The organism is Paenibacillus sp. CMM36, from assembly GCF_053570945.1.
Window position 1 is genome coordinate 1 of record NZ_JBSEDY010000031.1, and the last position, 24,767, is coordinate 24,767.

At 46.9% G+C, this 24,767-nt stretch carries 23 protein-coding genes and 1 tRNA gene; 8 read left to right on the forward strand and 16 right to left on the reverse strand.

Annotated elements, in window-relative coordinates; translation table 11 throughout:
* Window positions 1-72: 72 nt before the first annotated feature.
* Both ytxJ and ACWA2B_RS27115 read right to left on the reverse strand, forming a co-directional pair.
* Entirely contained in the window at window positions 73-414 is a 342-nt protein-coding gene (gene ytxJ, locus ACWA2B_RS27110) for a bacillithiol system redox-active protein YtxJ (RefSeq protein ID WP_069010576.1), read from the reverse strand.
* 101 nt (window positions 415-515) lie between these two features.
* Entirely contained in the window at window positions 516-962 is a 447-nt protein-coding gene (locus ACWA2B_RS27115) for a hypothetical protein (RefSeq protein ID WP_039270826.1), read from the reverse strand.
* Window positions 963-1,300: 338 nt separating this feature from the next.
* Between ACWA2B_RS27115 and ACWA2B_RS27120 the strand changes: the two genes are divergently transcribed.
* On the forward strand, window positions 1,301-1,831 hold the full coding sequence (locus ACWA2B_RS27120; protein WP_029517654.1) for a type 1 glutamine amidotransferase domain-containing protein: 531 nt from the start codon (window positions 1,301-1,303) through the stop codon (window positions 1,829-1,831).
* A 193-nt stretch (window positions 1,832-2,024) separates the two neighbouring features.
* On the opposite strand, the gene ptsP is transcribed toward ACWA2B_RS27120, so the two are convergent.
* The 4 genes from ptsP to aroA form a co-directional block, all read right to left on the reverse strand.
* Window positions 2,025-3,770: a phosphoenolpyruvate--protein phosphotransferase gene (gene ptsP / locus ACWA2B_RS27125; protein WP_029517655.1), complete on the reverse strand. Its 1,746-nt coding sequence runs from the start codon at window positions 3,768-3,770 to the stop codon at window positions 2,025-2,027.
* Complete coding sequence (locus tag ACWA2B_RS27130; RefSeq protein WP_023989337.1) at window positions 3,767-5,650, reverse strand: glucose PTS transporter subunit IIA; 1,884 nt, start codon at window positions 5,648-5,650, stop codon at window positions 3,767-3,769. The genes ptsP and ACWA2B_RS27130 overlap by 4 nt, the downstream gene beginning before the upstream one ends.
* A gap of 302 nt (window positions 5,651-5,952) precedes the next feature.
* The gene (locus tag ACWA2B_RS27135) at window positions 5,953-6,387 is read right to left on the reverse strand and encodes a CoA-binding protein (protein ID WP_029517656.1); all 435 of its coding nucleotides are present in this window, start codon (window positions 6,385-6,387) and stop codon (window positions 5,953-5,955) included.
* Window positions 6,388-6,420: 33 nt separating this feature from the next.
* Window positions 6,421-7,713, reverse strand: a complete 1,293-nt coding sequence (gene aroA, locus ACWA2B_RS27140; RefSeq protein ID WP_165150279.1) for a 3-phosphoshikimate 1-carboxyvinyltransferase — start codon at window positions 7,711-7,713, stop codon at window positions 6,421-6,423.
* A gap of 267 nt (window positions 7,714-7,980) precedes the next feature.
* On the opposite strand from aroA, the gene ACWA2B_RS27145 reads away from it, so the two are divergent.
* Window positions 7,981-8,286, forward strand: a complete 306-nt coding sequence (locus tag ACWA2B_RS27145) for a rhodanese-like domain-containing protein (RefSeq protein ID WP_010345522.1) — start codon at window positions 7,981-7,983, stop codon at window positions 8,284-8,286.
* Between the two features lie 248 nt (window positions 8,287-8,534).
* Here the strand turns inward: ACWA2B_RS27145 and gndA are convergent, their stop codons facing one another.
* Window positions 8,535-9,941, reverse strand: a complete 1,407-nt coding sequence (gndA, locus tag ACWA2B_RS27150; RefSeq protein ID WP_013310934.1) for an NADP-dependent phosphogluconate dehydrogenase — start codon at window positions 9,939-9,941, stop codon at window positions 8,535-8,537.
* Between the two features lie 173 nt (window positions 9,942-10,114).
* Entirely contained in the window at window positions 10,115-10,714 is a 600-nt protein-coding gene (locus tag ACWA2B_RS27155) for a hypothetical protein (protein WP_039270817.1), read from the reverse strand.
* A 279-nt stretch (window positions 10,715-10,993) separates the two neighbouring features.
* Here ACWA2B_RS27155 and ACWA2B_RS27160 point away from each other — a divergent pair, with 279 nt between their 5' ends.
* Window positions 10,994-11,626, forward strand: a complete 633-nt coding sequence (locus ACWA2B_RS27160) for a YktB family protein (RefSeq protein ID WP_165150291.1) — start codon at window positions 10,994-10,996, stop codon at window positions 11,624-11,626.
* Window positions 11,627-11,651: 25 nt separating this feature from the next.
* Here the strand turns inward: ACWA2B_RS27160 and ACWA2B_RS27165 are convergent, their stop codons facing one another.
* The gene (locus ACWA2B_RS27165) at window positions 11,652-12,935 is read right to left on the reverse strand and encodes an MFS transporter (RefSeq protein ID WP_165150293.1); all 1,284 of its coding nucleotides are present in this window, start codon (window positions 12,933-12,935) and stop codon (window positions 11,652-11,654) included.
* Between the two features lie 187 nt (window positions 12,936-13,122).
* On the opposite strand from ACWA2B_RS27165, the gene ACWA2B_RS27170 reads away from it, so the two are divergent.
* Window positions 13,123-14,598 carry an aminotransferase class I/II-fold pyridoxal phosphate-dependent enzyme gene (locus ACWA2B_RS27170; protein WP_029517663.1) on the forward strand — a complete coding sequence of 492 codons (1,476 nt, stop codon included), beginning with the start codon at window positions 13,123-13,125 and terminating at the stop codon, window positions 14,596-14,598.
* Between the two features lie 110 nt (window positions 14,599-14,708).
* Here ACWA2B_RS27170 and ACWA2B_RS27175 read toward each other — a convergent pair whose 3' ends face one another.
* Together ACWA2B_RS27175 and ACWA2B_RS27180 are read right to left on the reverse strand one after the other, a co-directional pair.
* Window positions 14,709-15,014 carry a DUF1292 domain-containing protein gene (locus ACWA2B_RS27175; protein ID WP_007431055.1) on the reverse strand — a complete coding sequence of 102 codons (306 nt, stop codon included), beginning with the start codon at window positions 15,012-15,014 and terminating at the stop codon, window positions 14,709-14,711.
* 79 nt (window positions 15,015-15,093) lie between these two features.
* On the reverse strand, window positions 15,094-15,651 hold the full coding sequence (locus tag ACWA2B_RS27180) for a hypothetical protein (RefSeq protein WP_013310940.1): 558 nt from the start codon (window positions 15,649-15,651) through the stop codon (window positions 15,094-15,096).
* A 201-nt stretch (window positions 15,652-15,852) separates the two neighbouring features.
* Between ACWA2B_RS27180 and ACWA2B_RS27185 the strand changes: the two genes are divergently transcribed.
* Window positions 15,853-16,611 carry an MBL fold metallo-hydrolase gene (locus tag ACWA2B_RS27185; protein ID WP_449292829.1) on the forward strand — a complete coding sequence of 253 codons (759 nt, stop codon included), beginning with the start codon at window positions 15,853-15,855 and terminating at the stop codon, window positions 16,609-16,611.
* A 108-nt stretch (window positions 16,612-16,719) separates the two neighbouring features.
* Here ACWA2B_RS27185 and ACWA2B_RS27190 read toward each other — a convergent pair whose 3' ends face one another.
* Both ACWA2B_RS27190 and ACWA2B_RS27195 read right to left on the reverse strand, forming a co-directional pair.
* Window positions 16,720-16,956 carry a DUF3892 domain-containing protein gene (locus ACWA2B_RS27190; RefSeq protein WP_069010570.1) on the reverse strand — a complete coding sequence of 79 codons (237 nt, stop codon included), beginning with the start codon at window positions 16,954-16,956 and terminating at the stop codon, window positions 16,720-16,722.
* 87 nt (window positions 16,957-17,043) lie between these two features.
* Window positions 17,044-17,487 carry a GNAT family N-acetyltransferase gene (locus ACWA2B_RS27195; protein ID WP_029517666.1) on the reverse strand — a complete coding sequence of 148 codons (444 nt, stop codon included), beginning with the start codon at window positions 17,485-17,487 and terminating at the stop codon, window positions 17,044-17,046.
* A gap of 142 nt (window positions 17,488-17,629) precedes the next feature.
* On the opposite strand from ACWA2B_RS27195, the gene ACWA2B_RS27200 reads away from it, so the two are divergent.
* Window positions 17,630-17,701 (forward strand) — tRNA-Val (locus ACWA2B_RS27200).
* Between the two features lie 249 nt (window positions 17,702-17,950).
* On the opposite strand, the gene nirD is transcribed toward ACWA2B_RS27200, so the two are convergent.
* Both nirD and nirB read right to left on the reverse strand, forming a co-directional pair.
* Window positions 17,951-18,280 (reverse strand): nitrite reductase small subunit NirD, encoded by a 330-nt coding sequence (gene nirD / locus ACWA2B_RS27205; protein WP_029517667.1) that lies wholly within the window; start codon window positions 18,278-18,280, stop codon window positions 17,951-17,953.
* Between the two features lie 12 nt (window positions 18,281-18,292).
* Window positions 18,293-20,725: a nitrite reductase large subunit NirB gene (nirB, locus tag ACWA2B_RS27210; RefSeq protein WP_340885850.1), complete on the reverse strand. Its 2,433-nt coding sequence runs from the start codon at window positions 20,723-20,725 to the stop codon at window positions 18,293-18,295.
* 445 nt (window positions 20,726-21,170) lie between these two features.
* Here nirB and ACWA2B_RS27215 point away from each other — a divergent pair, with 445 nt between their 5' ends.
* Together ACWA2B_RS27215 and ACWA2B_RS27220 are read left to right on the forward strand one after the other, a co-directional pair.
* Entirely contained in the window at window positions 21,171-21,773 is a 603-nt protein-coding gene (locus ACWA2B_RS27215; protein WP_029517669.1) for an ANTAR domain-containing response regulator, read from the forward strand.
* A gap of 19 nt (window positions 21,774-21,792) precedes the next feature.
* Window positions 21,793-22,866, forward strand: a complete 1,074-nt coding sequence (locus ACWA2B_RS27220) for an anthranilate phosphoribosyltransferase (protein WP_342444230.1) — start codon at window positions 21,793-21,795, stop codon at window positions 22,864-22,866.
* 126 nt (window positions 22,867-22,992) lie between these two features.
* On the opposite strand, the gene ACWA2B_RS27225 is transcribed toward ACWA2B_RS27220, so the two are convergent.
* Window positions 22,993-24,767 (reverse strand): molybdopterin oxidoreductase family protein (locus ACWA2B_RS27225; protein WP_449292830.1); only part of this gene is annotated, 1,775 nt, incomplete at its 5' end.

A 24,767-nucleotide genomic window follows, 5' to 3' on the forward strand; every position in this document is an offset into this window, starting at 1 on the left:
AATCCTAGATCAACTAATTAGAACCATGATACGACAAAATACTACTTTATGCAACGACAGCACACATTCTATCTATGTGAGATGATCGTGGAGTGCACGGGCTGTAATATTCGAATGGGATGTATGCCAAACAGCTTCTCCGCCCTTGATTAAAATGGCCTGCGGGGATTCATGCTTCACCTGAAGCCTGTCCGCGGTTTCATTGGACACCGGCCGATCTTCTACTACATAAATGATACCGTATTCAATATTTTCGTTGGGAGCGTCATGCAAATAGGACTCCACTTCCTGATATGCGCCTGCACTTATCGGACAACGTGTGCTATGTTTAAAGAGAAGCAACGGCTTGTCTGATGACGCTTCCAGAGCCGTATCTAATTGTTGAACAGTAGTCATTTTTGTCATCGTCGCCATTGGATATACATTCCTTTCTGTGTCTTGTCGTATGGCCTATTCCCATCGTAACAAAAAGAACATGTAAAATCCAATGGTGACCATGAAAATTTTCATATTTTTTAGTTTTTTGTATTTGTAAATACCGATTCACTGGTAAAACCGGATAATTGGACCAATTTTTTCTCTACATCATTCATCCAATCTTCGTCTCCCAGACTTCTCGCATAGCGATAAAGATCCAGTAAGAGATTAATTCGAAGCTCCATCCGCTCCTCCAAAGCAGATTGCCAATCTACATTGGGATTGTCCGCTTCCTCCAGTACAAGCTTGCGAATGATTTCTGCCAGTTCATTGTTGCGAGCAAAAGAAATTCTCCGCGCCGTAGGTTTGCTCCCTAGACTTTGTAATAGTGCCTTAATGTCCTTCGTCACATGCTGCAAAACCTCACTGGAAAAGCATGACGAGCATGAGAATACAGGGACGTGCAAAATTTCAACCTTGTCCGCATAGATTACCTTTCGCAGTTCCAGTCCCATCGGTTTGCCACATTGACATTGCTTTTGCATTTAACCACCTCATTACGTAGGATCAAACTATACGAGGATCTCATCAGAATCCAAATATATCTATCTACTAGTCTAATAAATATTTGTTAACTCCATTAAATCTATCATACCTTGTTTTATTTCGACTTTGGGACTTCAAATCCTTCCACACGTTGCAGCTATGAACAAATTACCAAAGCTTTGGCGGGTCAGAAAATGACGACAATTGCCGTCAAAGAGCAGACTACTAACATAAGAATCTGCGAAGGAATGGACTTCGGGCGTTCTTTTTCTTAAGATGTAAAAGTACAGATTACAAAACAGAGGTGTCATCATGTGACGCACGAAAGGATGGTTGGATGTCAAGACTTGCCGGAAAAAAGGTTATCGCCCTAGTGGATGAGGAATTCGAGGATCTGGAGCTGTGGTATCCAATTTACCGTGTTCGTGAAGAAGGTGCAGAAGTGCATTTAGCCGGTGCGGAAAAGGGTAAAAAATATATTGGAAAATATGGCGTACCTGCTGAAGCGGAATATGCCTTTGAGGAACTGAATAGCAGTGATTATGACGGGATTCTTGTCCCTGGCGGTTGGGCACCTGATAAACTGCGCCGTTATCCCAAGGTCATTCAACTCGTACAGGAGTTTCATGCTGCTCATAAGCCGATTGGACAAATCTGTCATGCAGGCTGGGTACTGATTTCTGCTAAAATTTTGGATGGTGTTACGGTAACTTCCACACCAGGTATTCGTGATGATATGGAAAATGCAGGAGCTACCTGGAAGGATGAAGCTGTTGTGACGGATGGGCATATTGTTTCTGCTCGTCGGCCGCCCGATCTTCCACCTTACGGAAAAGCGTTCTGCGATTTGTTAGCAGATAACACCTAAACCGTAATCACAACAGACTGTCAACAAGATGAAAAAAGAACCTTCAAAACCATGAATGAGGTGGTTTTGAAGGTTCTTTTTCGTCCAAACCATGCTACGCCATTAAGGTTTGTCACGACAAGTCTAACAGTATGGAGTTTTTGGCTCCCCCCAAAAGTGTATGCTAATTGCGAAGCTTTGCGGACATTACATATTACTGCCGTCCAGGCCCGGCCGGAGTGCAGCTGACATTAGCTGCAGTCAGCTTGTCTTCAATCGCTGCACCAGTGGACATGCCAAAGCAAACCTGAGCGACCGTCGTTGCCTCAGATGCAGTCGTATTCAGCACACGATGCTTGACCCGCAATAAAGATTGGGGAGACATGCTGAGTTGATGAATCCCCAGTTCCAGCCAAAGCGGAACGGACCGTTCATCTCCAGCCATCTCACCACATACACTCACATCAATTCCTGCTTGATGTGCCGCTTGTGCAGTCATGCGCAGCATTCGAAGTACAGCTGGATGGTATGGATGGTACATATGTGCAATCTGCTCATTCATACGGTCTACAGCCAGCACATATTGAACCAGATCATTCGTTCCGATACTAAAAAAATTGGTTTCAGCTGCCAATAAATCAGCGATCATCGCTGCAGCCGGTACCTCAATCATAATTCCTCGCTGAATGTTCGGATTATAGGCAAGCCCTCTTGCATCCAAATCCGCCATAGCCTCCTTCAAAAGAGCATCTGCCTGGCGGACCTCCTCTACAGATGAGATCATCGGATACATTACCTTGATATTTCCCATTGCACTGGCTCGCAAAATTGCAGTCAACTGGGTTTTAAACAATTCTTTCCAATCCAGACTGATCCGTATAGCACGGTAACCCAGAAAAGGATTTTCTTCCTCTGGTAGTTGAAGATAGTCCAACGGCTTATCTCCACCGATATCCAAGGTACGGATGACCACAGAGTGGTTTCCTGCCTTTTCTGCTATCAGCCGATATACTTCATACTGTTCCTCTTCATCTGGAGCAGATTTGCGATCCATGTATAAAAATTCCGTGCGGAACAGTCCTACACCTTGAGCGCCATGCTTCAAAGCTGCCTCCAGCTCTTTAATCGAACTAATATTGGCCGCCAGCCTCAGGGTGGTTCCATCCTTAGTCACGGCATCTACAGAAGCAAGTACCTGAAGCTGCTCTTTTCTACGTCGTTGCTCGTCGCGCAAAATTTTATAATGATCAGTTACCGTTTTTTCCGGATTCACATAAACTTTGCCCAGGTCTCCGTCCACAACCATTATGTCTCCCGTTTGAACGGGCAAATTCAGATTGCTCTCCAGTCCTGAAACGAGTGGAATCCCAAGTGCACGGGCCATGATCGCAGAATGCGAAGTTTTACCACCATTCATAGTTACAATCCCTAAAACATAGCTAGGATTCAAGTGTGCCGACTGGGAGGGTGAGAGCTCCTTGGCTACCAGAATATAGGGCTGTGTGTCCTTGGGAAGAGTCACCTCCGGTGCACCCAGCAAATGCTTGAGCAGCCGGTTCCCCACATCTTTGATATCGATTGCCCGCTCCTTCATATATTCATCGTCCAGTAAATCAAACATTGTCACAAAATGATCAATGGCTTCCTTCACGGCCACCTCGGCCGCCTTGTACTGACGCTCAATAATTCCACGAATTTCATTCATGAATTCCGGATCTTCCAATATCGCAAGATGAGCATCAAAGATGCTGGATTCTTCTGGCCCCACCATCTCTCGAAACTCATCCTTAATAAACTGGATTTCACTTTTGGATGTGCGTATCCCTTCATACAAACGTTCAAATTCCTTTGCAAGATCTACCGCATCCATTTTTTGATCAGGTAAATCCCACTCCCAGCTCGGCAGGACAAATGCCTTCCCGATTGCCACACCTGCTGCGGCGCCGATGCCTTCTATCATGTTTCTACCCCTCCAACATTCCTGTCATGCAGCACAACGGACATTACCGAGGCCTGACCTTTTTTTACTGTTTTAAACGGAGCAAAGCTCCACGACTTGACGCGATCCGGATTCGTGATGACCATAGGAGTCACCAGCGATGGAGCTTGCTCTCGTAGCGCCTGCAAATCAAATTTGATCAGCAATTGCCCCGGTTCCACCGTATCGCCTGCTTCTACCATAGCAGTAAAATTCCCTTTTAGCTGTGAAGTATCAATCCCGATGTGAAGTAGAACTTCAAGTCCTTCTCGTGTGGAGATGCCTAAAGCGTGCATGGTCGGATACAAATGCATCACAGTACCATACACCGGAGAAACAAGTTCACCGCGTTCAGGAACAAAAGCAACACCGTCCCCAACCAGCTTCGTCGCAAAAATTTTGTCAGGCACTTCATGAATCGGTAGCATTTTTCCATGTACAGGAGCGTTGAACAAAATTTGAGGGAGATCACGCTCCATCAGCTTCGCGATTTCCTCACGAATCAGTTCTGAATACGTTCCGAATACAACCTGCAAATTACCCCCACCCAGATTGATAAGCCCAGCCGATCCCAAAGCCTTCATCGCTCCGGTATCAATCAGCCTGTCATTGTGGACGGTCAGCCGCAAACGTGTGATGCAGGCCTCTACTTGCACAATATTTTCCTTCCCGCCAAGTGCTTCCAAAATAAGCGGAGCACTATAAGGAATATTGCCGGCCCAATCCTCCAGAACCGAACCTTCCTCGCGTCCAGGAGTTGGAATACGGAACCGCCGGATAGCCCATCGAAACAGTACATAATACACAAGCCCGTACGCGACTCCCACTGGAATTAACAACCAGGCGTTATGTGAGAGATGAAAATTAAGGACATAATCTATAAAACCCGCCGAATAGGAAAATCCGTGATGAATATCCAGCTCAAAGGTAAGCCACATGGCCAGCCCAGACATAACTGCATGCACGAGGAACAAATAAGGAGCAGCAAACAAAAAGGCAAACTCAATCTGTTCCGACACTCCAGTAAAAAAGCAAACAAGCGCAGCAGTCAAAAATGTTTTTTGCACCTTTGGCTTCAAATCTTCACGCGCTTCCTGAATGATCGCCAGCGCAATGGCAGGGATCGCAAACATCATAATGGGGAACAACCCGGACATGAAATAGCCCGCTGTCGGATCGCCAGCAAAAAACCGGGGTAAATCTCCCTGCACAACGTTACCAGACGGTGTTTTATATGTACCCAGTTGAAACCAAAAAATATTATTAAGCAGATGGTGAAGACCAAAGGCCGCCAGTAGTCGGTATAGAATACCGTAGATAAACAGTCCAAAGCCGCCCAAGCTCGATTCCAAACCTACTATAAATTGCAGCCCTCTCTGTATGAGTGGGGCAATAATTAGCATGAGTCCTGCAAACACAGCCGAGAAGAGACCAATAAGCAGCAGAACAAATCGGGTACCTCCAAAAAATTGAAGCACCTCGGGCAATTTGATGCTTTTGAAGCGATTATAGGCCACCCCTGAAATGACCCCCAAAATGATACCAATGAGCGTCGCCGGTTGAATGAGTCCGTTTCCAAATCTCAATGTGACCTGATCGTATATAGCCATACCAGCCAATGCTGCCAGTCCCGCCTGACCTGCCTGATTCGACATACCCAGGGCAACACCAACCGCAAATAAATATGGCAAAAAATAAAAAATCCCGTGTCCCGCCGCATTTGCCATATCAGACACCATGGGGAATCCCCATGTCGACCAAGGAAGGCTGCCGAGACTTAGCAATATTGCAGCGGCTGGTAGCACCATCGTCGGGAGCATGACAGCACGACCGAGCTGTTGTAAGGATCCGAGCCAATTCATGGCATTCCTCTCCTTTCTATCCCTGATGGTAAGCCGAATAAATACTTTTGTCAAAGCAATGATTCCATCTGCCAAAATATTTATTTACGCTACTACAGGTCCAAAGCTTTATCATCACAAGATAACACTATGAATCCGTTTAGATCCATTTCATCAACAAGGCATACATACATTATATGAATTCCTGAGAGGATAATATACTGTACCATATTCCTCATTTCGCACCAAAAACCTTCAACCCTGTGAAGCAAGGGAAGAAGGTTTTTATTCATCTGCGTATAGCACAGATTACTGATCCATGTTTATCCTTTACGCACAGCCTGGGTCACTGAGTCCTCCACCTTAATGCAACGGTCCATAATAACCGTCATTCCATGCTCCTGCGCAATGTCAGCGGCTTCCTGGCTTATAATTCCCTGTTGAAGCCACAAAACCTTAGCTCCAATAGCAGCTGCTTCACGCGCAACCTCTGCACAGTATTCACTGCGGCGGAATACATTGACCAGCTCCACAGGCTCAGGTACTTCAGCAAGACTGGCATAGCAAGTCTCCCCAAGAATCGTTTGCCCTGCCGCCGCAGGATTAACCGGAATAATCCGATATCCCCGTTTCTGCATGGCATAAGAAACCATGTATGAGGTACGGTCCGATTTATCAGACAAACCAACAACCGCTATATTGCCTACTTGTTCCAAAATGGTTTTAATCTCTTCTCTCGACGGATTTTCAAAAGCCATCCTGTTCCCTCCTATTCGCATCTTCGTTTGTTTTTATTTTACCCATTCTACAGAAGCACCAAGCGTCGTTAGATGGTCAAAATACTGCGGATACGATTTGGCGACATGATGTGCGTCCTTAATCACTAACGGCTTCTGTGCGCGCAAACCAACAATCGTCAAGGCCATAATAACACGGTGATCAAAATGCGCATTAATTTCCACGCCACCTTCGACACCCTCCGGTCTGCCATGTACGATAATTTCCGCTTGGCGTTCTTCTACCTGAGCTCCAGCCTTGGTCAGCTCATTCAAATAATCGGTAATGCGGTCACATTCCTTATATCGTAAATTTTCCACGTTATAAAAACGGGACGTGCCTTCAGCAAATACAGCCGCAGCCACCATTGCGAGCACAGCGTCTGTTGCAGCATCACCGTCAAATTCGACAGCTTTCAATCGACCATTGCCCTTCACAACGACGGTATCGTTCTCATGTGTCAGTGGTACTTCCATCATGCGCAGCACATCTACGATAGCGCGTTCTCCCTGTTTGCTCTGCTCCTTAAGACGATGGATGGTAACATCGGAATTCGTTACTGCAGCAGCCGCCAGCACCGCTGCACTCCCTGGATAGTCTCCCTGTACCGTATACGTACGTGGCTGATAGGATTGCCGTCCCGGGACACGGAAAAACATGTAATCATCGCTTGCATGAATGATAATACCAGCCTCTTGCAATACCTCCAGAGTCTGCCCAATGACCACCTTGGATTTCAAATCATGCAGCACTTCGATTTCACTGTCTTCCTCCAGTAAAGGCGTAAGGAATAGCAGGGCGCTCAAATATTGTGAGCTAACCGAGCCGGACACCTGAATTTTACCGCCTTTCGCCTGACCACCCTGAATACGAATTGGCAACTTACCTTCACGATGGTCTACTTTCACACCCAATTGCCCCAGTGCATCGATTAGATCATCATGTGGTCTTTTGCCCAATGAGTCGGGATATGTATTAACAAATGTAACATCCGGACATAGAGATGCAATACCCATCAAAAAACGGAGCACCGCTCCTGCATTTCCCACATTCAATTCCTTCACAGCTTGAGGATGGCTACCAAAACCTGTAATAACTATTTTTTCATCATCCTCTTCCAGTACTGCACCCAGATCGGCGATACAACGACGCATAGCATCACTGTCTTCACTATGGGCAGGATAATAAATGGTACTTTGTCCCTCAGCAAGTGCCGCAGTGAGCAGATAACGAGTAGTGTAGTTTTTAGAGGACAGGGCCCCAATCTCTCCTTGCAAGGAAGGGGTAGGTCTAACGATAACATCCATAATGTACATGCTCCTTTTCGGTTCAACCATCCTATTATACGTTAATTATACAAGTTGTAGCTCATTTCTCCACCCAAAAAAATAAGAAATATTAATCTAGGTCACCCGAGTGAATCCCGTCGGTTATTTAATCTATACCTGCCTTCAGGATTAAGCCGATTGACAGCCTAGAGATAGCTTAGCTATCATACATAGAGTGTGTGTGACATTTTGCACACGTCAAAAACATACGTAGCACCCATTATATATCAGAAAAGAGGTCCGGCCATGACGCAAATCGCCCTGATTGAACCTTCTGAGTTGCGCGCACGTCTGCAAGCAGGAGAGCAATTGCAACTAATTGACGTCCGCGAAGCGGAAGAAGTAGCGGAAGGCATGATTGAAGGTGCCAAGCACATTCCGCTCGGACAGCTTCCGGGTCGTCTTGAAGAAATTGAACGCACCGGTGAAATTATCTTTATTTGCCGGAGCGGTTATCGCAGTGAACGAGCCTGCGAATATCTACAGCAGCTAGGTTATGAAGGCTGTACTAACATGACTGGCGGCATGCTGCAATGGTCACAGGAGCAATAGAATACCTACTTCACAAAAGAGACGGGAACCTTCCCGTCTTTTTTGTTTTAACTCAAAGCTTAGACGCGGTAATGCATTAAAATATTTTGTCCCTATCATAACATAGCGCCAAAAGATTACACAATCCTCTACTGCCATCATAATCGTATCCATAATTATAAATTAAAAAACGGAAGCTTCTTCTACCCATAGGGCAAAAAAGCTTCCGTTGTATTACATAATGCTATTCATACATATCCGTTCGTTCATTAGAACCATTGATGATGGAATACGCCTTCTTTGTCCACACGTTTGAACGTATGGGCACCAAAGTAGTCACGTTGTGCTTGCAACAGATTTGCTGGCAAACGCTCAGTGCGGTAGCTGTCATAGTATGCAAGCGCGCTGGAGAAACCAGGCACTGGAATACCTTGGGATACAGCCACGGAAATCACTTGACGCCATGCATCTTGATACGTTTCAACTACATTTTTGAAGTAAGAATCCAGCAACAGGTTTTTCAAGGCAGGATCGCGGTCATATGCATCCTTGATATTTTGCAGGAATTGCGAGCGGATAATGCAACCGCCGCGGAAGATCATAGCAATTTTTCCGTATTTCAAATCCCAATCATATTCATCGGAAGCTGCACGCATTTGAGCAAAACCTTGAGCATAGGACACAATTTTACTTGCAAACAGTGCTTTACGTACGCTTTCGATAAATTCTTTCTTGTCGCCACTGAAGGACTCAGCATTAGGACCGCTCAGCACTTTGCTTGCCGCAATGCGCTCGTCTTTCATAGCAGACAAGAAGCGGGAAAATACAGATTCAGTAATCATGGACAATGGCACACCCAGATCCAAAGCGCTTTGGCTTGTCCATTTACCTGTACCTTTTTGACCTGCAGCATCCAAGATAACATCTACCATTGGCTTGCCTGTTTCAGCATCGTACTGGGAGAAGATGTCAGCTGTAATTTCGATCAGGTAGCTGTCCAGTTCCCCTTTATTCCATTCCGTGAAGATTTCATGCAGCTCTTCTGCATTCACGTTTAGGACTGATTTTAACAGGTGATACGCTTCACCGATCAATTGCATGTCACCGTATTCGATACCGTTATGCACCATTTTTACATAGTGACCAGCACCGTCGGGACCGATATATGTACAGCATGGGTCGCCTTCCACTTTAGCAGAGATTGCCGTTAGAATCGGCTCTACCAGTTTATAGGCACTTTCTTGTCCACCCGGCATGATCGCAGGACCATTCAAGGCACCTTCTTCACCACCGGACACGCCTGTACCAATAAAGCGAAGTCCTTTTTCCTCCAGCTCCTTGCTGCGGCGCTGTGTATCAGGGAAGTAGGCATTGCCTCCGTCTATAATAATGTCGCCCTTGTCCAGATGAGGCACAAGCTGTTCAATCGTGGCATCTGTAGCTTTACCAGCTTGAACCATGATCAGGATTTTACGGGGCGATTCCAATGAGTTCACAAATTCTTCAATGGAGAAAGTACCCGTCAGTTTTTTACCTTCTGCTTCTTTGATAAGATCGTGCGTTTTTTCTGGAGAACGATTAAAAACCGAGACAGTGAAGCCTCTGCTCTCAATATTAAGGGCTAAATTCTTACCCATTACCGCCAGGCCGATCACACCAATTTGCTGTTTTGCCATCTGGTTCCTCATCCTTTGCAACATATTTTGTCTTCTATATCGCCGCTTTACCGCATTACACTTTATGTGAATCGGAATACGTGCACTTCTATTTTAACGTTTTTGGTGTAAGAAGTGAACCCCTGTCTATTCACAGATGAAAACACCCCATTTACATGAGGTGTTCAGATGTACTACGCTTCCATCATCAGCAGTTGGTGGGATAGCGTTTGCAGGCGCTCATGGCAATTCCCGATTTCAGCCTTATCTCCATCTGTCATCGCTGTGAACAGCTTCTCCAATGCATCGTCCACTTCCATTTTAAGCAGCAGCAGTCGGGTTTCTCCTTCATTGGAAGCGTACATATCCTCCATTTCCTGTGCTGACAGCACCGGTCCCTTCTGATAAATAACACGCTGCTTAAAGCCTGTAACCTCGACCAGACGAATGACCTCACCAAACAAAATATTTTCTACTAAAATATGATGGTCCTTGACTCTTTTGACAATGGCATGGCCCCGGGTGCTTCCAATCAGCTTCTCCAGCCACTCAGCCAGCTTGGCATCGCGAATTACATAATCTCCAGCCAGCTTGTAGTGTCCTGTGCGCAATTGTTGAAAACGGAGCTTCACCAGCTTGCGCCCGGTTCTCACCGACAAAACCAGATACGACTCATCCTCGCTCCAGTACAGCGAATACCCTTCCGATATCAAATCCTTGATCAGATTATGGATATGCCGACGGCTAAACCGGAGCTCTAGATTGCAATATTCTACCTCACAGCCCTTGTTCACGGCATTCCCTCCTTTTTCAAGTCCGATTCAAGAAGTCCGGCTACAGCAAGCCTGCGGCTTTCCCGCTTGATCTTCCCTTGCTCTATTTTATACTTCATTTTATGTAAGGGTACTTGGTTATTTGACCTATTTTTATGAGTAACAGCGCACAATCCTACTTTTGCCTTATATGCTTGTACCGAGCCTGGCCTAAAGTCGGTCAAGCCCGCTGACATTATGCTATAATCGGACATATTACGCCACACGACATGGCTTAACCCATTTACAGGAGGAAAAGGAATGACATTTAGTGGATTTACTGCAAAGGACTTCGATGTTTTTGAAATACCGGGGTTGGAGCCTCGTATGGAAGTGCTGATTCAGCAGATTCGGCCCAAGCTGGAAGCGATTGGCGAGGAATTAGCTCCATTTCTAACAGACTTATGTGGGGAGCCTATGTATGTTCACGTTGCCAAGCATGCACGACGCAAAGTCAATCCCCCGATAGATACATGGGTAGCCTGGGCGGCAAATAAGCGCGGGTATAAGGCGTTGCCCCATTTCGAGGTAGGTATGTTTGCTTCCCATATTTTCGTCATATTCGCAGTCATTTATGAAAGTCCCAATAAAATAACGTTTGCCCAGGCGCTTGAAGCCAACCTGAGCGATGTGCGCTCTAACATACCGGGCCATTTTTACTGGTCCATGGATCATATGGCTCCAGAAGGTACAGAACAGCAGCACATGGACACTGAAGAGTTTCAAACGATCATCCACAAGCTGCAACAGGTAAAAAAAGCCGAGGTCATGTGTGGGCTCCGTATTGATCGTAATGACCCTCTCGCCAGTGACGGAGCAGCATTGCTGCAGACGGTGCGTTCCACCTTTGAGCATTTGCTGCCGCTGTACCGAATGTCTTTCTCAAAAGAGTAGCCCTCGCTGCTTTTCAAGGCGCTGTTCAGGCCTCCACAGTCTTCCTGCGTGGATTCCGCGCCAGAGCCAAGTGGCAGCCAAACATGAGCAGCATCACGACCCCACTGATGATAAATGGAGCTGTGTGTCCAGCACGGTCCCATAGCACTCCTGAAACGAGCGGGCCTATAACCATGCCGGAGCCTTGAAGTGTTAAAAAAAAGCCCCATACCGTTGCTCGCTCGTTTTCCGGAATCAGTCGGGCAAGAAACGTGTTCCATGCAGGCAAAATGAGCGCATATCCCAAACCAATAAGCGCTACGGATACAAACACCAGCGGAATAGATCGAACGATTGAGAAGAAAAACAGCGTAATTCCGGCTAACAAAAAGCCAACATGTAGAAAATACTCCGTTCCAAGTCGGTCGACCAATTTGCCGCAAGGGATCAGTGCCAGCACAGTCACCCCACCGCCTGCAATCAGGAGCACGCTGTACAAGTTCGGTGAAATCCCAAGGTCCGTCCGAGCGTATAGCGTAAGTACTGGGCTGATCAAACCGATAACAAAAGACTGCAAAAACAGCGCCGGGTAAATTAACGGATTGACGTTAAGCTTTGTTTTGAGTACGCCGATCGTCTCTTGGATTCCCCTTAGAGTCCCCCGCTTCTGCTTTATGTACCCATCAGACGACACTAGAGCGCTCTGTTTGAGGTCATCTTTGTCAGCAGACCTTTTCGGTCCTGGCAGCATCAGAGCAACCAACAACAACACAATACTGCATCCTATCAACATCATGAACACCATGCCGTAAGAATGTCCATAGTGGGATATGGCGAAGTTCATAATGAGCGGGCCCAATCCCGTTCCGCCCATAGACGCAATTTCCAGTGTACCCATCGCCGCGCCATTGCTGTTATTAGGCCCGGACATTTCAGTCGTTCCGGTCATAACACAAGGCCAGAGCGGAGAAGTACCTAGACCGAGCAGCAGACACGCGACGACGAGCCACACAGGCTCTGTCAGTACGCTCAGCATAATAATCGCTACAAGCGTAAACAACAGCGCGGTCGACATCGTTCCACGGTAGCCGAGTCGTTCAGCCATCCAGCCCGCCGGTGCCCGAAACGCGTTGTCTCCAAAATACTGAAGTGAAAAGGCCAAACCAATAATCCCGGCCGACAAACCAAGCGTTTCTCCCATATATACCGGCAGGATGGATACCAGAAGTGATCCTTTCATAAATTCGACCAGAAATACCAAAACCCATAATTTAGTAAAGAAAGGAACCCACAACCGCTGCGGAGCTTTTTTTCGTCCTATTTGTCTCATCTAATCCACATCCTCCACCTTCATTTTTTGGCTATAAAGACCGGGTTCTCCGCCTACTCCACTCTTTCGCAAATAAATGCGCCCTCAATCGCTTGCATTCCTACTTTAAACTGCTATACTCAATTTTGTTCTATTATCACTTGCACAGGATTGTCGAAATCCTGCACGAAAGGTTGTGACAACACTAATGAATCAAAGCAACACCCCGCTTTTTACTGCTTTGAAAAAGCATGCTCAGAGCAACCCGGTTCAATTTCACATCCCAGGTCATAAAAAGGGAGTGGGAGCAGATTCGGAATTTCGCGAATTTATGGGGGATAATGCCTTTTCCATAGATATGATCAACATCGCTCCATTGGACGATCTGCATCAGCCTTCAGGCGTCATCGAAGAAGCTCAAAAGCTTGCAGCAGAGGCCTTCGGAGCTGATTATACGTATTACAGTGTACAGGGGACAAGCGGAGCCATCATCACCATGATTATGTCGATTTGCATGCCTGGTGATAAAATTATTGTACCCCGAAACATACACAAATCTATAATGTCTGCCATTATCTTCGCTGGTGCGAAGCCGGTGTTTATTTCTCCAGTCAGTGATGAGAATCTCGGTATTCACCACGGGGTTACAACCAAGTCCGTACGCCGGGCATTGGAACGCCACCCTGACGCCAAGGGCGTCCTTGTTATCAACCCGACATATTACGGTGTGTGCGCCGATTTGAAGGAAATTGTAGATCTCGCTCACAGCTATAATGTGCCGGTCCTGGTCGATGAGGCTCATGGAGTACTGATTCATTTTCACTCTGATCTACCGATGTCCGCCATGGAGGCGGGAGCAGACATGTCAGCTACAAGCGTTCACAAGCTGGGTGGTTCCTTGACTCAAAGCTCAATCCTGAATGTAAATACGAAAAACGGATTCGTTAATCCGCAGCGTGTACAAACGATTTTCAGTATGCTGACAACAACGTCGACTTCGTATATTCTGTTGGCTTCGTTAGACACATCCCGACGTAATCTGGCCCTTAACGGTCATGAAATAGCACAACGCGCCCTTGATTTGGCTGAATATTGCCGCTCAGAGGTTAACAAGATTGAAGGGCTATATTGCTTTGGTAGTGAAATTCTCGGCACGGAAGCTACCTACGATTATGATCCAACCAAAATTACGGTTCATATCCGCCATTTGGGCCTTACCGGATACGATGTGGAAAATTGGCTGAGAGATCACTATAATATCGAGGTTGAACTTAGCGATATGTACAATATTCTTTGTTTGGTGACCCCTGGGGATACCAAAGAGGAAATTGAAATTTTGTTGAAAGCTCTGCGTGAGCTGGCTTCTCTGCACTATTCCACAGGTCAGGAGCATGAGCTGGTTGTAAAGATACCAGATATCCCTCAGCTCTCCCTCATTCCAAGAGACGCTTTTTATGGAGATACGGAAATCGTGCCCTTCAAGGAATCTGCTGGTCGCATTATTGCAGAATTCATTTATGTGTATCCACCGGGTATTCCGATCTTACTGCCAGGAGAAGTTATTTCGCAGGACAATATTGATTATATTGTTGATCATGTAGAAGTAGGCCTGCCTGTTAAAGGACCTGAGGACCGAACAGTACATCAGGTGAAGGTTATCGTCGAGACTGACGCTATTTCATAATATTGATCGGACAACACATGCTTACAAAATATGTTGATAGTTAACAAAAAAAGCCCCTATTTGGGGGCTTTTTTTTCTTGAAGAGCTTATAACAGCTGCTATTTCCAATTCTATTCGTATTGGGCAACAAGCTCGCTATATGCAGCTTCTACACGTTTCCACTCATCTTCGTCCTCAATATTGTAAAGCACCATTTCTTCGTTTTCTTCTTCCATACGAAGAATAATGCCATCCGCTTCGGGATTGCCTCGCTCAAGCAGAAGAGCATAAACGTGATCTTCTACATCAAAGGTCTCTACCAGCACCATTTCTACATCTTTACCATTTTCATCAGTTAGCGTAAGAACCATTTCTTCATGTTCGTGGTCATGATCGTGGTTGCAGGCTTCACCGTGTTCATGTTTGTGATCACTCATGGAAATACCTACCTTCAAATTGTTTTATTTTCCCCCGTATCGTAACATGATCAAGGGTGCAGGTCAATTTGTGGTATGCCTAATTTATCGCTGTAATGACTTTTTCGGACACCAAGGTATAGCTGCCGTCTTTGCTCTCTTTAATATAGAAACCAACCCGGTAATTCCCTGCTGTTTTGAAATCATACGTAAAGTCGTTCGTACGGAACCAGAAGTTATCCTTTTGCGCTCCTTTGATATCTTGAGACTGAATATCCTTCACGTTGCCCGAAGGGTCGGTGATCGCTACCTTCACTCCGGAGATATCTGTTTTCAAGGTATCAATTTGACTAAATACATTAAATTTCACTTTATTGCCTTTATTCACGTTACCAAACACAGTATCTCCCTTGAACAGGAACATATGCACGTTAGGCTGGTCGAAAACAACTTTTCCACCGGATGGATCAAAATTTACAAGTCCGTTAAAATCACGGATGGGCACATAAGTCTTCCCATCAATGACAACTGCACCATCTTTTGACACCTCTCCATTAATAATCAACTGCACTTGGTCCTTGGCGGATTCCGCCGAAATGGCGGTCCCTCCCATTATTGAAAAGGCCATCATTAGGGCCATCACTCTTCTCCATTTCATCACTACTAATCCCTCCATCGTCATCTGTTAAAAACCTTCTGTCGTACATTTATACCTAGCTCAGCCGCACAAGTTGCGCTGTGTTTCACAAATTGTCCAAAGTTTTTACAGAAGGAGCCAAATCTTTAGTTCCAGCAGCATAGGTGGTAAAATACGACTGTAGAATGTCCTAGTACACAAAGTCTGGAGGATAGATCCATTATGAGCCTAACGATACAAATGCTTGGCACAGGCAGTGCCTTTGCCAAACATTATTACAACAACAACGCGCTGCTGGACAGCGGAGAAGGCAAACTGCTAATCGATTGTGGTACAACCGCTTCGTTAGCATTACACCAAATGCGCGTTCCTTTGCCTGATATTGACGCCATTTTAATCACACATATTCACGCAGATCATGTCGGAGGTTTGGAGGAATTCGGTTTTCAAATGAACATTCTCCATCGTCGCAAGCCTCTACTTTATATCGCCGAACCCCTAATCCACCCTTTATGGGAGCATACACTCAAGGGCGGGATGTCACAGCAGGGTATGATTGACAAGCTTGAAGATGTATTCGAGGTAAACGTAATAACGCTTGGTGTGCCCACTACATTAGTATCCGGTATCCAGGTGGAGCTGATCCCTACACGGCATATTCCTGGTAAAAACAGTTATTCCTTATTCATAAATGACCGACTTTTTTATAGTGCAGATATGGTTTTTGACCCTGATTTGCTTCATCATCTGGTGCATGAACGAGGATGTCGGAGTATTCTGCATGAGGTTCAATTACAAGGTGCCGGAGAAGTCCATACGACGTTGGACGAGCTGCTAAGCTTGGCGCCATCTCTTCAAGAGTTGATTCGTCTGATGCACTATAGTGATGATATGGAACAATTCAGGGATAAAGCTGGCGTCATGTCCTTTCTGGAACAGCAACGATTATATCAACTTGCAGAGTTGGAACGTGCAGAGTAGCATGCTAAATACAGCTTAACAATTAACAAAAAGCCGCCTGGCTATCCTTTGTAGGAAAGCCAGGCGGCTTGCTGTTCTTAAATATAATGCTAGTGTTGCGAGTTAAGGTCAGAACAATGGCAGTTGATCCAGGTTATTAGAAGGATCTCCGTCGGCATCTCCCCGAATTCGTTTGCTGCCATCCTTGGCCTTGAAAACGTTAACGCCTGCAATTGAGCCTGTCTCAATCTCATTCAAAGCCTGGCTATAATCTAAAATCCGACCGGTAGATGTCTGAAAAGACATAAGGTCGCCATCCCCGTTTTTACGTACTGCTGTAATTTGCTCCCGTTCTGTATTAGCCATGCTGTATCGCTCCTTATCCATAGTATAGTGGAGGAACTTTTACTAGCATGCGCATTGTACAGATTTGTATGCACCTTGCGCTGCCGACTACAACTTTTTGCGCATACGAACATGCGGTATTCCCGCATCGTCAAAAGGTTCATCGGAGATCGTCTCGTAGCCAAGCTTTTCGTAAAACTTCTCGGCTTGACATTGGGCATCTAGCAACGAGTATCTTAACCCCAATTCACGTGCACGTTCCTCCAGTGCTAGCAGTAATACACGTCCATAGCCTGCGGCACGATGCTCCTTGAGAACGGCAATACGTTGCATTTTAGCTGTATCTTCCTCATAGTATGTCAACCGACCAGTGGCCACCATTTCACCATGTTCACAAATTAGCAAATGATGGGCCGTATCTCCCAGCTTGTCATAATGGTCAATTTCTAAATCGAGAGGAACCTTTTGCTCATCGACAAACACTTTGGTACGGATCGATATTGCCTCCTGTAGCTGCTCCTCTGTTGTTACACTTATAATTTCTGCGGCCATCACCTGTTCCCCCTATCATTAACTCCAAATTTGTAAACTCACTAAATTCGAATTATATATATAAATGGTCATGAAGTACAGGCTGACTTCTATTTTTTCACTTTACATATATGGTTAATACATGATATTATCTAATAACCGAAGGACGGTAGCTCAGCGGGAGAGCATTATCTTGACAGGGTAAGGGTCATGGGTTCGATCCCCATCCGTCCTATTCGTCAAAAGCCTTGATATTCAAGGCTTTTTTGTTTGTCTAGAGATAAATCCAGTTATCCTGTTTTTTAATCAAAATGATACTTATAAGATAAAAAAGCCGCCCGGAAAGATAGGGTCGACTTTTCTGTATACTCAGATCGTTGTAATTTAACAATGTCATTTTTTCTTCAGCAAAGCTTTTCACCTTAATCCTTCTATTTATATAGAAGAAAAAAAACAGGACCTCAGCACAATACGCATAGAACTCTTAGATTACGATATAAACCGCCCCGCTCTCACCGTCAATCTCCGTCGGGTAAGCAGTCACACATCCAGTATCTGGCTCTTGCACCCGGCCAGTGGAAAGGTCAACTTTCCAGTCATGGAGCGGACAATGGATTGCTGAGCCACATATCATTCCTTCGGATAACCGTCCCCCTTTGTGCGGACAACGATTCTCAAGTGCATGCACGCTGCCATCGCTCAGACGGAATACAGCTATTTCTGTATCATGAATGCGAACTGTCCTTGCTCCACGTCGGTCAATTTCGTTCAAATTAGCTATTCTGATTCTGTTGGTTGTCGTATTGGTCTCCATTTTGTCAGCCCCCTATTCCATTACTGGCTTAAGTTCCGGCAGCTGCACAAAATTTTTGCGCAGCTCTTCGTTGTGAATAATTTCGTGCCACGGATCAGTCGTCGTGCTTAATGTCTCTTCAATTCTGGTCACCAGTTGCTTCCTCGTCTCTGCATCCGAAAGTACCTGTTTGATGGATTCCACTCCGACCCGTTCCAACCAATGGGCTGTGCGTTCGTTCCAATTGGCCTGCTCACGATAATACTGCAGATAGGCACCGGTCCATTCCATCACTTCATCCTCGGTTCTAACGGTACAAAGTAGTTCAGCTGCCCGAACCTTGATACCCCCGTTACCTCCAACGTAGATCCCCCAGCCACCGTCAATAGCAACGACGCCCAAATCCTTGATCGTCGCTTCAGCGCAGTTACGCGGGCAACCGGACACAGCCAGTTTGACTTTGGATGGAGCATTCAGACGTTCAAATGCCTTTTCCAACCGGATGCCCATCCCCATAGCATCCTGCGTGCCAAAGCGGCAAAAGGTATTACCTACACACGTCTTAACCGTTCGCAGCGTCTTTCCATAGGCATATCCAGACGGCATATCCAACTCGGCCCAGATCCCTGGCAAATCCTCTTTTTTCACACCAAGCAGGTCAAGACGTTGACCACCCGTAAATTTAACCAGAGGCACATTGTATTTCTCCGCGACAGCAGCAATTTTCTTCAGGTCGGCAGGTGAAGTAACTCCTCCATAAATGCGGGGCACGACAGAATAGGTGCCATCTTTTTGTATATTGGCATGGTACCGTTCATTCGTAAATCTGGATTCCTTCTCATCTTCATAATCCAGTGGCCATAGCATACCTAGATAATAATTGAGGGCCGGCCGACATTTAGTGCAACCTTCCGGTTCGTTCCATCCCAGCACATTCATCACTTCTTTGACACTCTTTAATCCCATCTCCCGAATGCCATCAATGATCGCTTCCCGGTCAAGCGTCGTACAACTACAAATACCCTCTTTCATCGTTTCTCCGGCTTCTGCGCCTGCGTATAGCTGTAAGAGTCCCTCCACTAATGGCTTGCAGCCGCCACATGAGGCCGATGCTTTTGTGCATGCCTTAATCTCCCCGACACTCCGGCAGCCAGCCGCAACCGCCTCTCCAATGTCACCCTTGGATACACCATTACATCCACATACAATTTCGTCATCAGGCATCTGCTCCAGCATCATGGAGCCACTAGCTTCTGGTTGACCAGGATTGAAGCCAAGTAATAACTCTTTCTCTCGGCCAACCACCGACTCGCCACTTTTGATCAACGAAAACAGCATGGCTCCGTCAGACGTATCCCCAAACAGAACGGCTCCGATCAGTTTTTCTTCCTTGATTACGATTTTTTTGTAGACGCTACCAATATCATCCTGATACCGCAGGGAACGTGTTCCCGGTTCATCCTTGTAATCCCCTGCTGAAAACACGTCGACACCCGATACCTTCAACCTTGTCGAGGTAACTGAACCACTGTAGCCGGGAGTCTCCATTCCCGCGAGTCGCTGAGCCAGTACACCACCTTGCTCATATAATGGAGCAACCAGCCCGTAAGTGATTCCCCGGTGTTCTGCACATTCTCCAACGGCGTAGATGCCGGGGATATTCGTTTCCATGTGATCATTTACGATGATCCCGCGGTTTACAGGGATTCCCGCCGACACCGCCAGTTCAATGTCTGGTTTGATGCCTACCGCCATAACGATCAGATCCGCTTCCAACTCGCTGCCATCGGCAAATTTCAACCCTTCCACGCGGCGACGTCCTGTTATAGCCGCCGTCCGCTTGTTGACCAGAAATGTCATTCCCTGCTCTTCCAGCTCGCGCCGTAGCATAAGGGAAGCAGCCTCATCCAGCTGCCGATCCATAATATATCCGTTAATATGGATAACTGTGACGTCCATCCCCAAGTTAAGCAGCCCCCTGGCTGCCTCTAGTCCAAGCAATCCGCCACCGATGACGGCTGCTTTTTTGTGCGTCTTCGCCGTCTCCATCATCGTTTCACAGTCACGAATATCCCGGAAACCGATAACACCATCCTTGTCGGCCCCTGGAAGCGGCAGAATAAAGGCTTTAGACCCCGTTGCCAACAACAACAAATCATAAGAGATGCATACGCCGGAGCGTGATGTCACCTGCTGCTTTTCCGTGTCGATAGCTGTGACAGGATCATTGGTATACAATCGAATATTGTTGTCTTCATACCAACTCCAGTCGTTGATGACAATATCCTGCAAACCAGCCCCTCCCGCCAGAACGGAAGACAGCATGATCCGGTTATAGTTTGGATGGGGCTCGGCCCCGAATACCGTAATCTCATAGCTACCTGGTGCAAGCTTCAGCAAATGTTCGAGAGTGCGTATCCCCGCCATTCCGTTGCCGATCAACACTAACTTTTGGATATTGTTCATCAGGTCACTCCCTTTCCATTTGTATCCTCAAAACATAAAAAGCCCGCTTCACATATGGGGATTCAAAATATCCCCCACATGAGAAAACAGGCTCCATTGCCGTTTCATCGAATACGCCGTTGTATCCATCAGAGTATGGAATTAAAAAGTATTGTAGCTAATATATAATGGTTCAAATGATATGTCAACATTCCTTACGCATTAACTTATAAAAAATTATATTTTATCACCATGTAACATGTCTATGACGTATAAAATATCACTCCCCTACAAAATTAGGATTGATTTTCAGACCAAAACACGCCAAAATGGTTTAAAAGTCCGTTTTAACTTGATGATGGTGGAAAAATAAAGCAAACGGATAAAATCCAATGTCATATTTGTTATCAATGAATACCATCCCCATCGCTAACTACCCTTCATATTACAGAGAGGAGGAGCCCGCTTGCGTTCCTTGTTGGTAATTCACTTACATTCTGACCATGTATCTGAGCAGACACACGCCGTTTCCTCATGGCAGGCAGGACCTGAAAACCTTTTAGAATCCAACGGATACCTAACTCTGCCCTGCCGCAATGAATCTGAAATCAAACAGCTAATCCTTAATGCAGATGCGGCGGTACTAGACATGCCTGTCGGCACGATCAGCATGTGGGGTGGCAGGCTGGAGCAAGCCAAAGCAGTCCCGTTGCTCTGGTGGTGCAGCGCAGAATCAGCGTTATCATCGACAGAGGCTTGTGAAGCTGATGTCACTGTTGATGGCATTCTAACCCCTTCTATGGCAGCCCATGAGCTGAATTGGGCTCTTCATTTTAGTGCCAAACGCTTTTTTGAACGCCAGCACTGGCAAAGTGAACGCAAGCAACTGACCGCTCGGTTGGAAGAACGCAAATGGATTGATATGGCGAAAGGAATACTTGGAGAAGTAAACGGTATCCCGGAAGCGGAAGCATATGATGTGCTGCGGAAAAAAGCAATGAACGAACGCAAACGTATCGTTGATGTGGCAATTTCCATCGTCAAAGCACAGCAAATGCTAAAAGCATAAATCTGAAAGGGGCCTGAACATGAATATCATAGAAATATTAAAAGAAGTGGGTCGTGGCAAAAGGGGCGCCCGGGATCTGAATTACGCCGAAGCCGAAGCTGCTGCCGAACTTATTATGACCCAGTCAGCAACCCCTGCTCAAATCGGAGCTTTCTTTGCCGCGGAGCGCATTAAAATGGAGAGTGTTGGCGAGCTGGAAGCATTCGTAAACGTCTGCCGTAAATATACCCATCGCTACCCGATGCATAAAGGTATTGATTTCGCCGGTCCGTATGATGGCAGGAAGTCTTCATTTATTGCCACCTTCGCAACGGCCTTTCTACTCGCCTCATGCGGAATTCCTGTAACGATGCATGGTAGTGCACCCCTCCCTCCCAAATGGGGTGTTACGCTCCCGCTTTTATTGCAGGAAATGGGAGTAACGCCCCGGAACATGACGCGTGAAATCGCCGTTCATGCCGCGAAGCTGACTGGTGTACTGTTCGTAGCCTCCGAACAGTGGTGTGTGCCCCTGCGAGATATGCGGCCCATTCGCGAAGAACTGGGGCTTCGCACAGTGCTGAATACTGCCGAGAAACTGGTTGATTACGGTTCTTCCCCATATATTGTATTCGGCGTTTTCCACAATACTGTGTTCGAAAAGACGGCGAAACTCATACAAAATCTGAATTACCACAGAGCTCTGATCGTCCAAGGGAGCGAAGGATCGGAGGATCTGTTCATCGATCGGCCGACCCGGACTTACCTGCTTGCTAACGGCGAAGTATCATTACAGGTTATTGATCCGGAAATGTACGGACTGGATTCGGTGGTACCAGAGCATAACTGGACCCCCGCTGAACAACTGCGCATTACGGAGGAAGTGCTACAAGGCACAGCTTCTATAGCCTTTTCGAATCAAGTGTTACTCAACAGTGCGGTCCGGCTGTTCGTTGCAGGGCGAGTTGACTCCATAGAGGAAGGTTTGTATACCTGCAAACCGCTGCTAGAAAATGGGCACGCCTGGGGTTTGTATTGTCACTGGCGGGAAGCCATGCTCAGAACAGAAATAAAAACGGGAGCAGACAGATCTGAAACCCGATTGCATTTATAATTACTGGCGTCACGCAGTCTAGTGATTACGAGCCCTAAACTGTCCAACTCAAAAAGGCTAGCTCCCTCACTCATACAAGGGGGCTGGCCTTTTATGCAAAGAAAAAGTCACTTACTCCGTCCTGCTCTAGAACTCCGACCATTCCTCGTTATCTGCACTGGTTGCGGCTGCAGCCAGATGAAGGGGACGGATGCGTACAGCTGCCGTTTTGAAGCCAGGCATCCGACAGAACGGATCAAGATCAGGGCGGGTCGCCCGATTAACATTTTGTATCCCACCCCAATGCATGGGCACGAAGAGCGTATCTTCGCGGATATGTGGTTTGATCCGGCTGCGGACAGTGAAGCTGCCGCGCTGTGATGCTATTTCTACCCACTCCCCGTCCCTGATGTGCCAGCGTCGCGCTGTCCGCGGATGAATTTCCACATAATTCTCAATCTCTCGCGCGGCCAGCGACGGACTTCTGCGCGTTTGTGCACCGGTCAAATAGTGAGCCAGTACACGGCCGTTCGTCAAAATAAGCGGGTACTCCTCTGATATCTCCTCTCCTGCTCCACAGCTTTCAACCACCGTAAAAACAGCCTTTTGATCAGAATGGGCAAAGGTTTCCCGAAACATTGTATCCATACCGGCTCTGTCCGTAGACGGGCATGGCCAATATACTCCTTCTTCACGACGCAGCCTGTCGTATGTGATCCCGTAGTAATCGGAAGGACCGCCCCGGCTGGCGAGCCGCAGTTCTTCAAAGATATGCTCGGCATCCCTGTACGAGAAATAGCCGCCCTTGTTTAGCTTTGCAGCCACCTGACACAAAATGTTCCAGTCATCTCTAGCCTCGCCTGGTGCGGGCCTCGCCGCTTCCCGTAGCAGAACGCGGCCCTCCAGATTGGTCATCGTCCCCATATTCTCCAAATAAGATGTCACAGGCAAAACAACGTCAGCCATTCGCGCGGTTTCCGTGAGAAACATATCCGCCACAACCAGCAGATTCAGCTTTTTGAGGGCTTTCTCCACCAGCCGGACATTCGGGTTAGATACAATAGGATTAGAGCCCATCACGAACAAAGCTTGGATTTGTTTCTGATGGACAAGCTCCATCATTTCATAGGCGGACACCCCTTTTCCTGGCAAACTGCTTGGTTTCACTCCCCATACGGACGCCACATAGGCTCGATCTTCTTCATCCTCAATCGATCTGTAACCAGGAAGCTGGTCAGCCTTTTGGCCGTGCTCTCGTCCCCCTTGCCCGTTTCCCTGACCTGTGATAGCTCCATAACCGCATCCTTCCCTTCCAATCTTGCCAGTGGCCAGCACCAGATTAAGAAATGCACGCACCGCCATATGTCCATCTGTCTGCTGTTCAACACCCCTGGCCGTAAAAACGATGCCCGTCTCCACACTGCCAAAGGCACGTGCTGCCTGCTGGATCATTTCTACTTCAATTCCGCACAACGCAGCCGATTCTCTCAGATCCACACCCTTCAAATGAGTCAACAGCTGGTCATAGCCGTTGGTCCGCTTGCGGATAAACTCTTCATTCGCAAATCCCTCATCCACGATGACCTTTAGCATGGCATTGGCCAGCACAGCATCCGTACCCGGCTTGATTTGCAGGTGCAAATCAGCGGCGGCCGCCGTTGGTGTCGCGCGCGGGTCAATTACGATGACAAAGGCGCCGTTTTCCTTCGCCTGGTGAAAGTAAGGCATTAAGGTCGGCTGGCATTCAGCGATATTCGTACCTGCGAGCACAATACAACGAGCCAACGGAATATCAGCCAGCCTGCAGGTCAGTCCGCGATCAATGCCAAACACTTTACTGCCAGCGGATGCCGCTGCCGACATGCAGAAGCGCCCGTTATAGTCGATATATCGCGTACCTACAGCCACTCTTGCAAATTTGC

Coding starts and splice junctions, on each gene's coding strand:
- ytxJ (WP_069010576.1), bottom strand. CDS start 414: ATGGCGACGATGACAAAAATGACTACTGTTCAACAATTAGATACGGCT.
- ACWA2B_RS27115 (WP_039270826.1), bottom strand. CDS start 962: ATGCAAAAGCAATGTCAATGTGGCAAACCGATGGGACTGGAACTGCGA.
- ACWA2B_RS27120 (WP_029517654.1), top strand. CDS start 1,301: ATGTCAAGACTTGCCGGAAAAAAGGTTATCGCCCTAGTGGATGAGGAA.
- ptsP (WP_029517655.1), bottom strand. CDS start 3,770: ATGATAGAAGGCATCGGCGCCGCAGCAGGTGTGGCAATCGGGAAGGCA.
- ACWA2B_RS27130 (WP_023989337.1), bottom strand. CDS start 5,650: ATGAATTGGCTCGGATCCTTACAACAGCTCGGTCGTGCTGTCATGCTC.
- ACWA2B_RS27135 (WP_029517656.1), bottom strand. CDS start 6,387: ATGGCTTTTGAAAATCCGTCGAGAGAAGAGATTAAAACCATTTTGGAA.
- aroA (WP_165150279.1), bottom strand. CDS start 7,713: ATGGATGTTATCGTTAGACCTACCCCTTCCTTGCAAGGAGAGATTGGG.
- ACWA2B_RS27145 (WP_010345522.1), top strand. CDS start 7,981: ATGACGCAAATCGCCCTGATTGAACCTTCTGAGTTGCGCGCACGTCTG.
- gndA (WP_013310934.1), bottom strand. CDS start 9,941: ATGGCAAAACAGCAAATTGGTGTGATCGGCCTGGCGGTAATGGGTAAG.
- ACWA2B_RS27160 (WP_165150291.1), top strand. CDS start 10,994: ATGACATTTAGTGGATTTACTGCAAAGGACTTCGATGTTTTTGAAATA.
- ACWA2B_RS27165 (WP_165150293.1), bottom strand. CDS start 12,935: ATGAGACAAATAGGACGAAAAAAAGCTCCGCAGCGGTTGTGGGTTCCT.
- ACWA2B_RS27170 (WP_029517663.1), top strand. CDS start 13,123: ATGAATCAAAGCAACACCCCGCTTTTTACTGCTTTGAAAAAGCATGCT.
- ACWA2B_RS27175 (WP_007431055.1), bottom strand. CDS start 15,014: ATGAGTGATCACAAACATGAACACGGTGAAGCCTGCAACCACGATCAT.
- ACWA2B_RS27180 (WP_013310940.1), bottom strand. CDS start 15,651: ATGAAATGGAGAAGAGTGATGGCCCTAATGATGGCCTTTTCAATAATG.
- ACWA2B_RS27185 (WP_449292829.1), top strand. CDS start 15,853: ATGAGCCTAACGATACAAATGCTTGGCACAGGCAGTGCCTTTGCCAAA.
- ACWA2B_RS27190 (WP_069010570.1), bottom strand. CDS start 16,956: ATGGCTAATACAGAACGGGAGCAAATTACAGCAGTACGTAAAAACGGG.
- ACWA2B_RS27195 (WP_029517666.1), bottom strand. CDS start 17,487: ATGGCCGCAGAAATTATAAGTGTAACAACAGAGGAGCAGCTACAGGAG.
- nirD (WP_029517667.1), bottom strand. CDS start 18,280: ATGGAGACCAATACGACAACCAACAGAATCAGAATAGCTAATTTGAAC.
- nirB (WP_340885850.1), bottom strand. CDS start 20,725: ATGAACAATATCCAAAAGTTAGTGTTGATCGGCAACGGAATGGCGGGG.
- ACWA2B_RS27220 (WP_342444230.1), top strand. CDS start 21,793: ATGAATATCATAGAAATATTAAAAGAAGTGGGTCGTGGCAAAAGGGGC.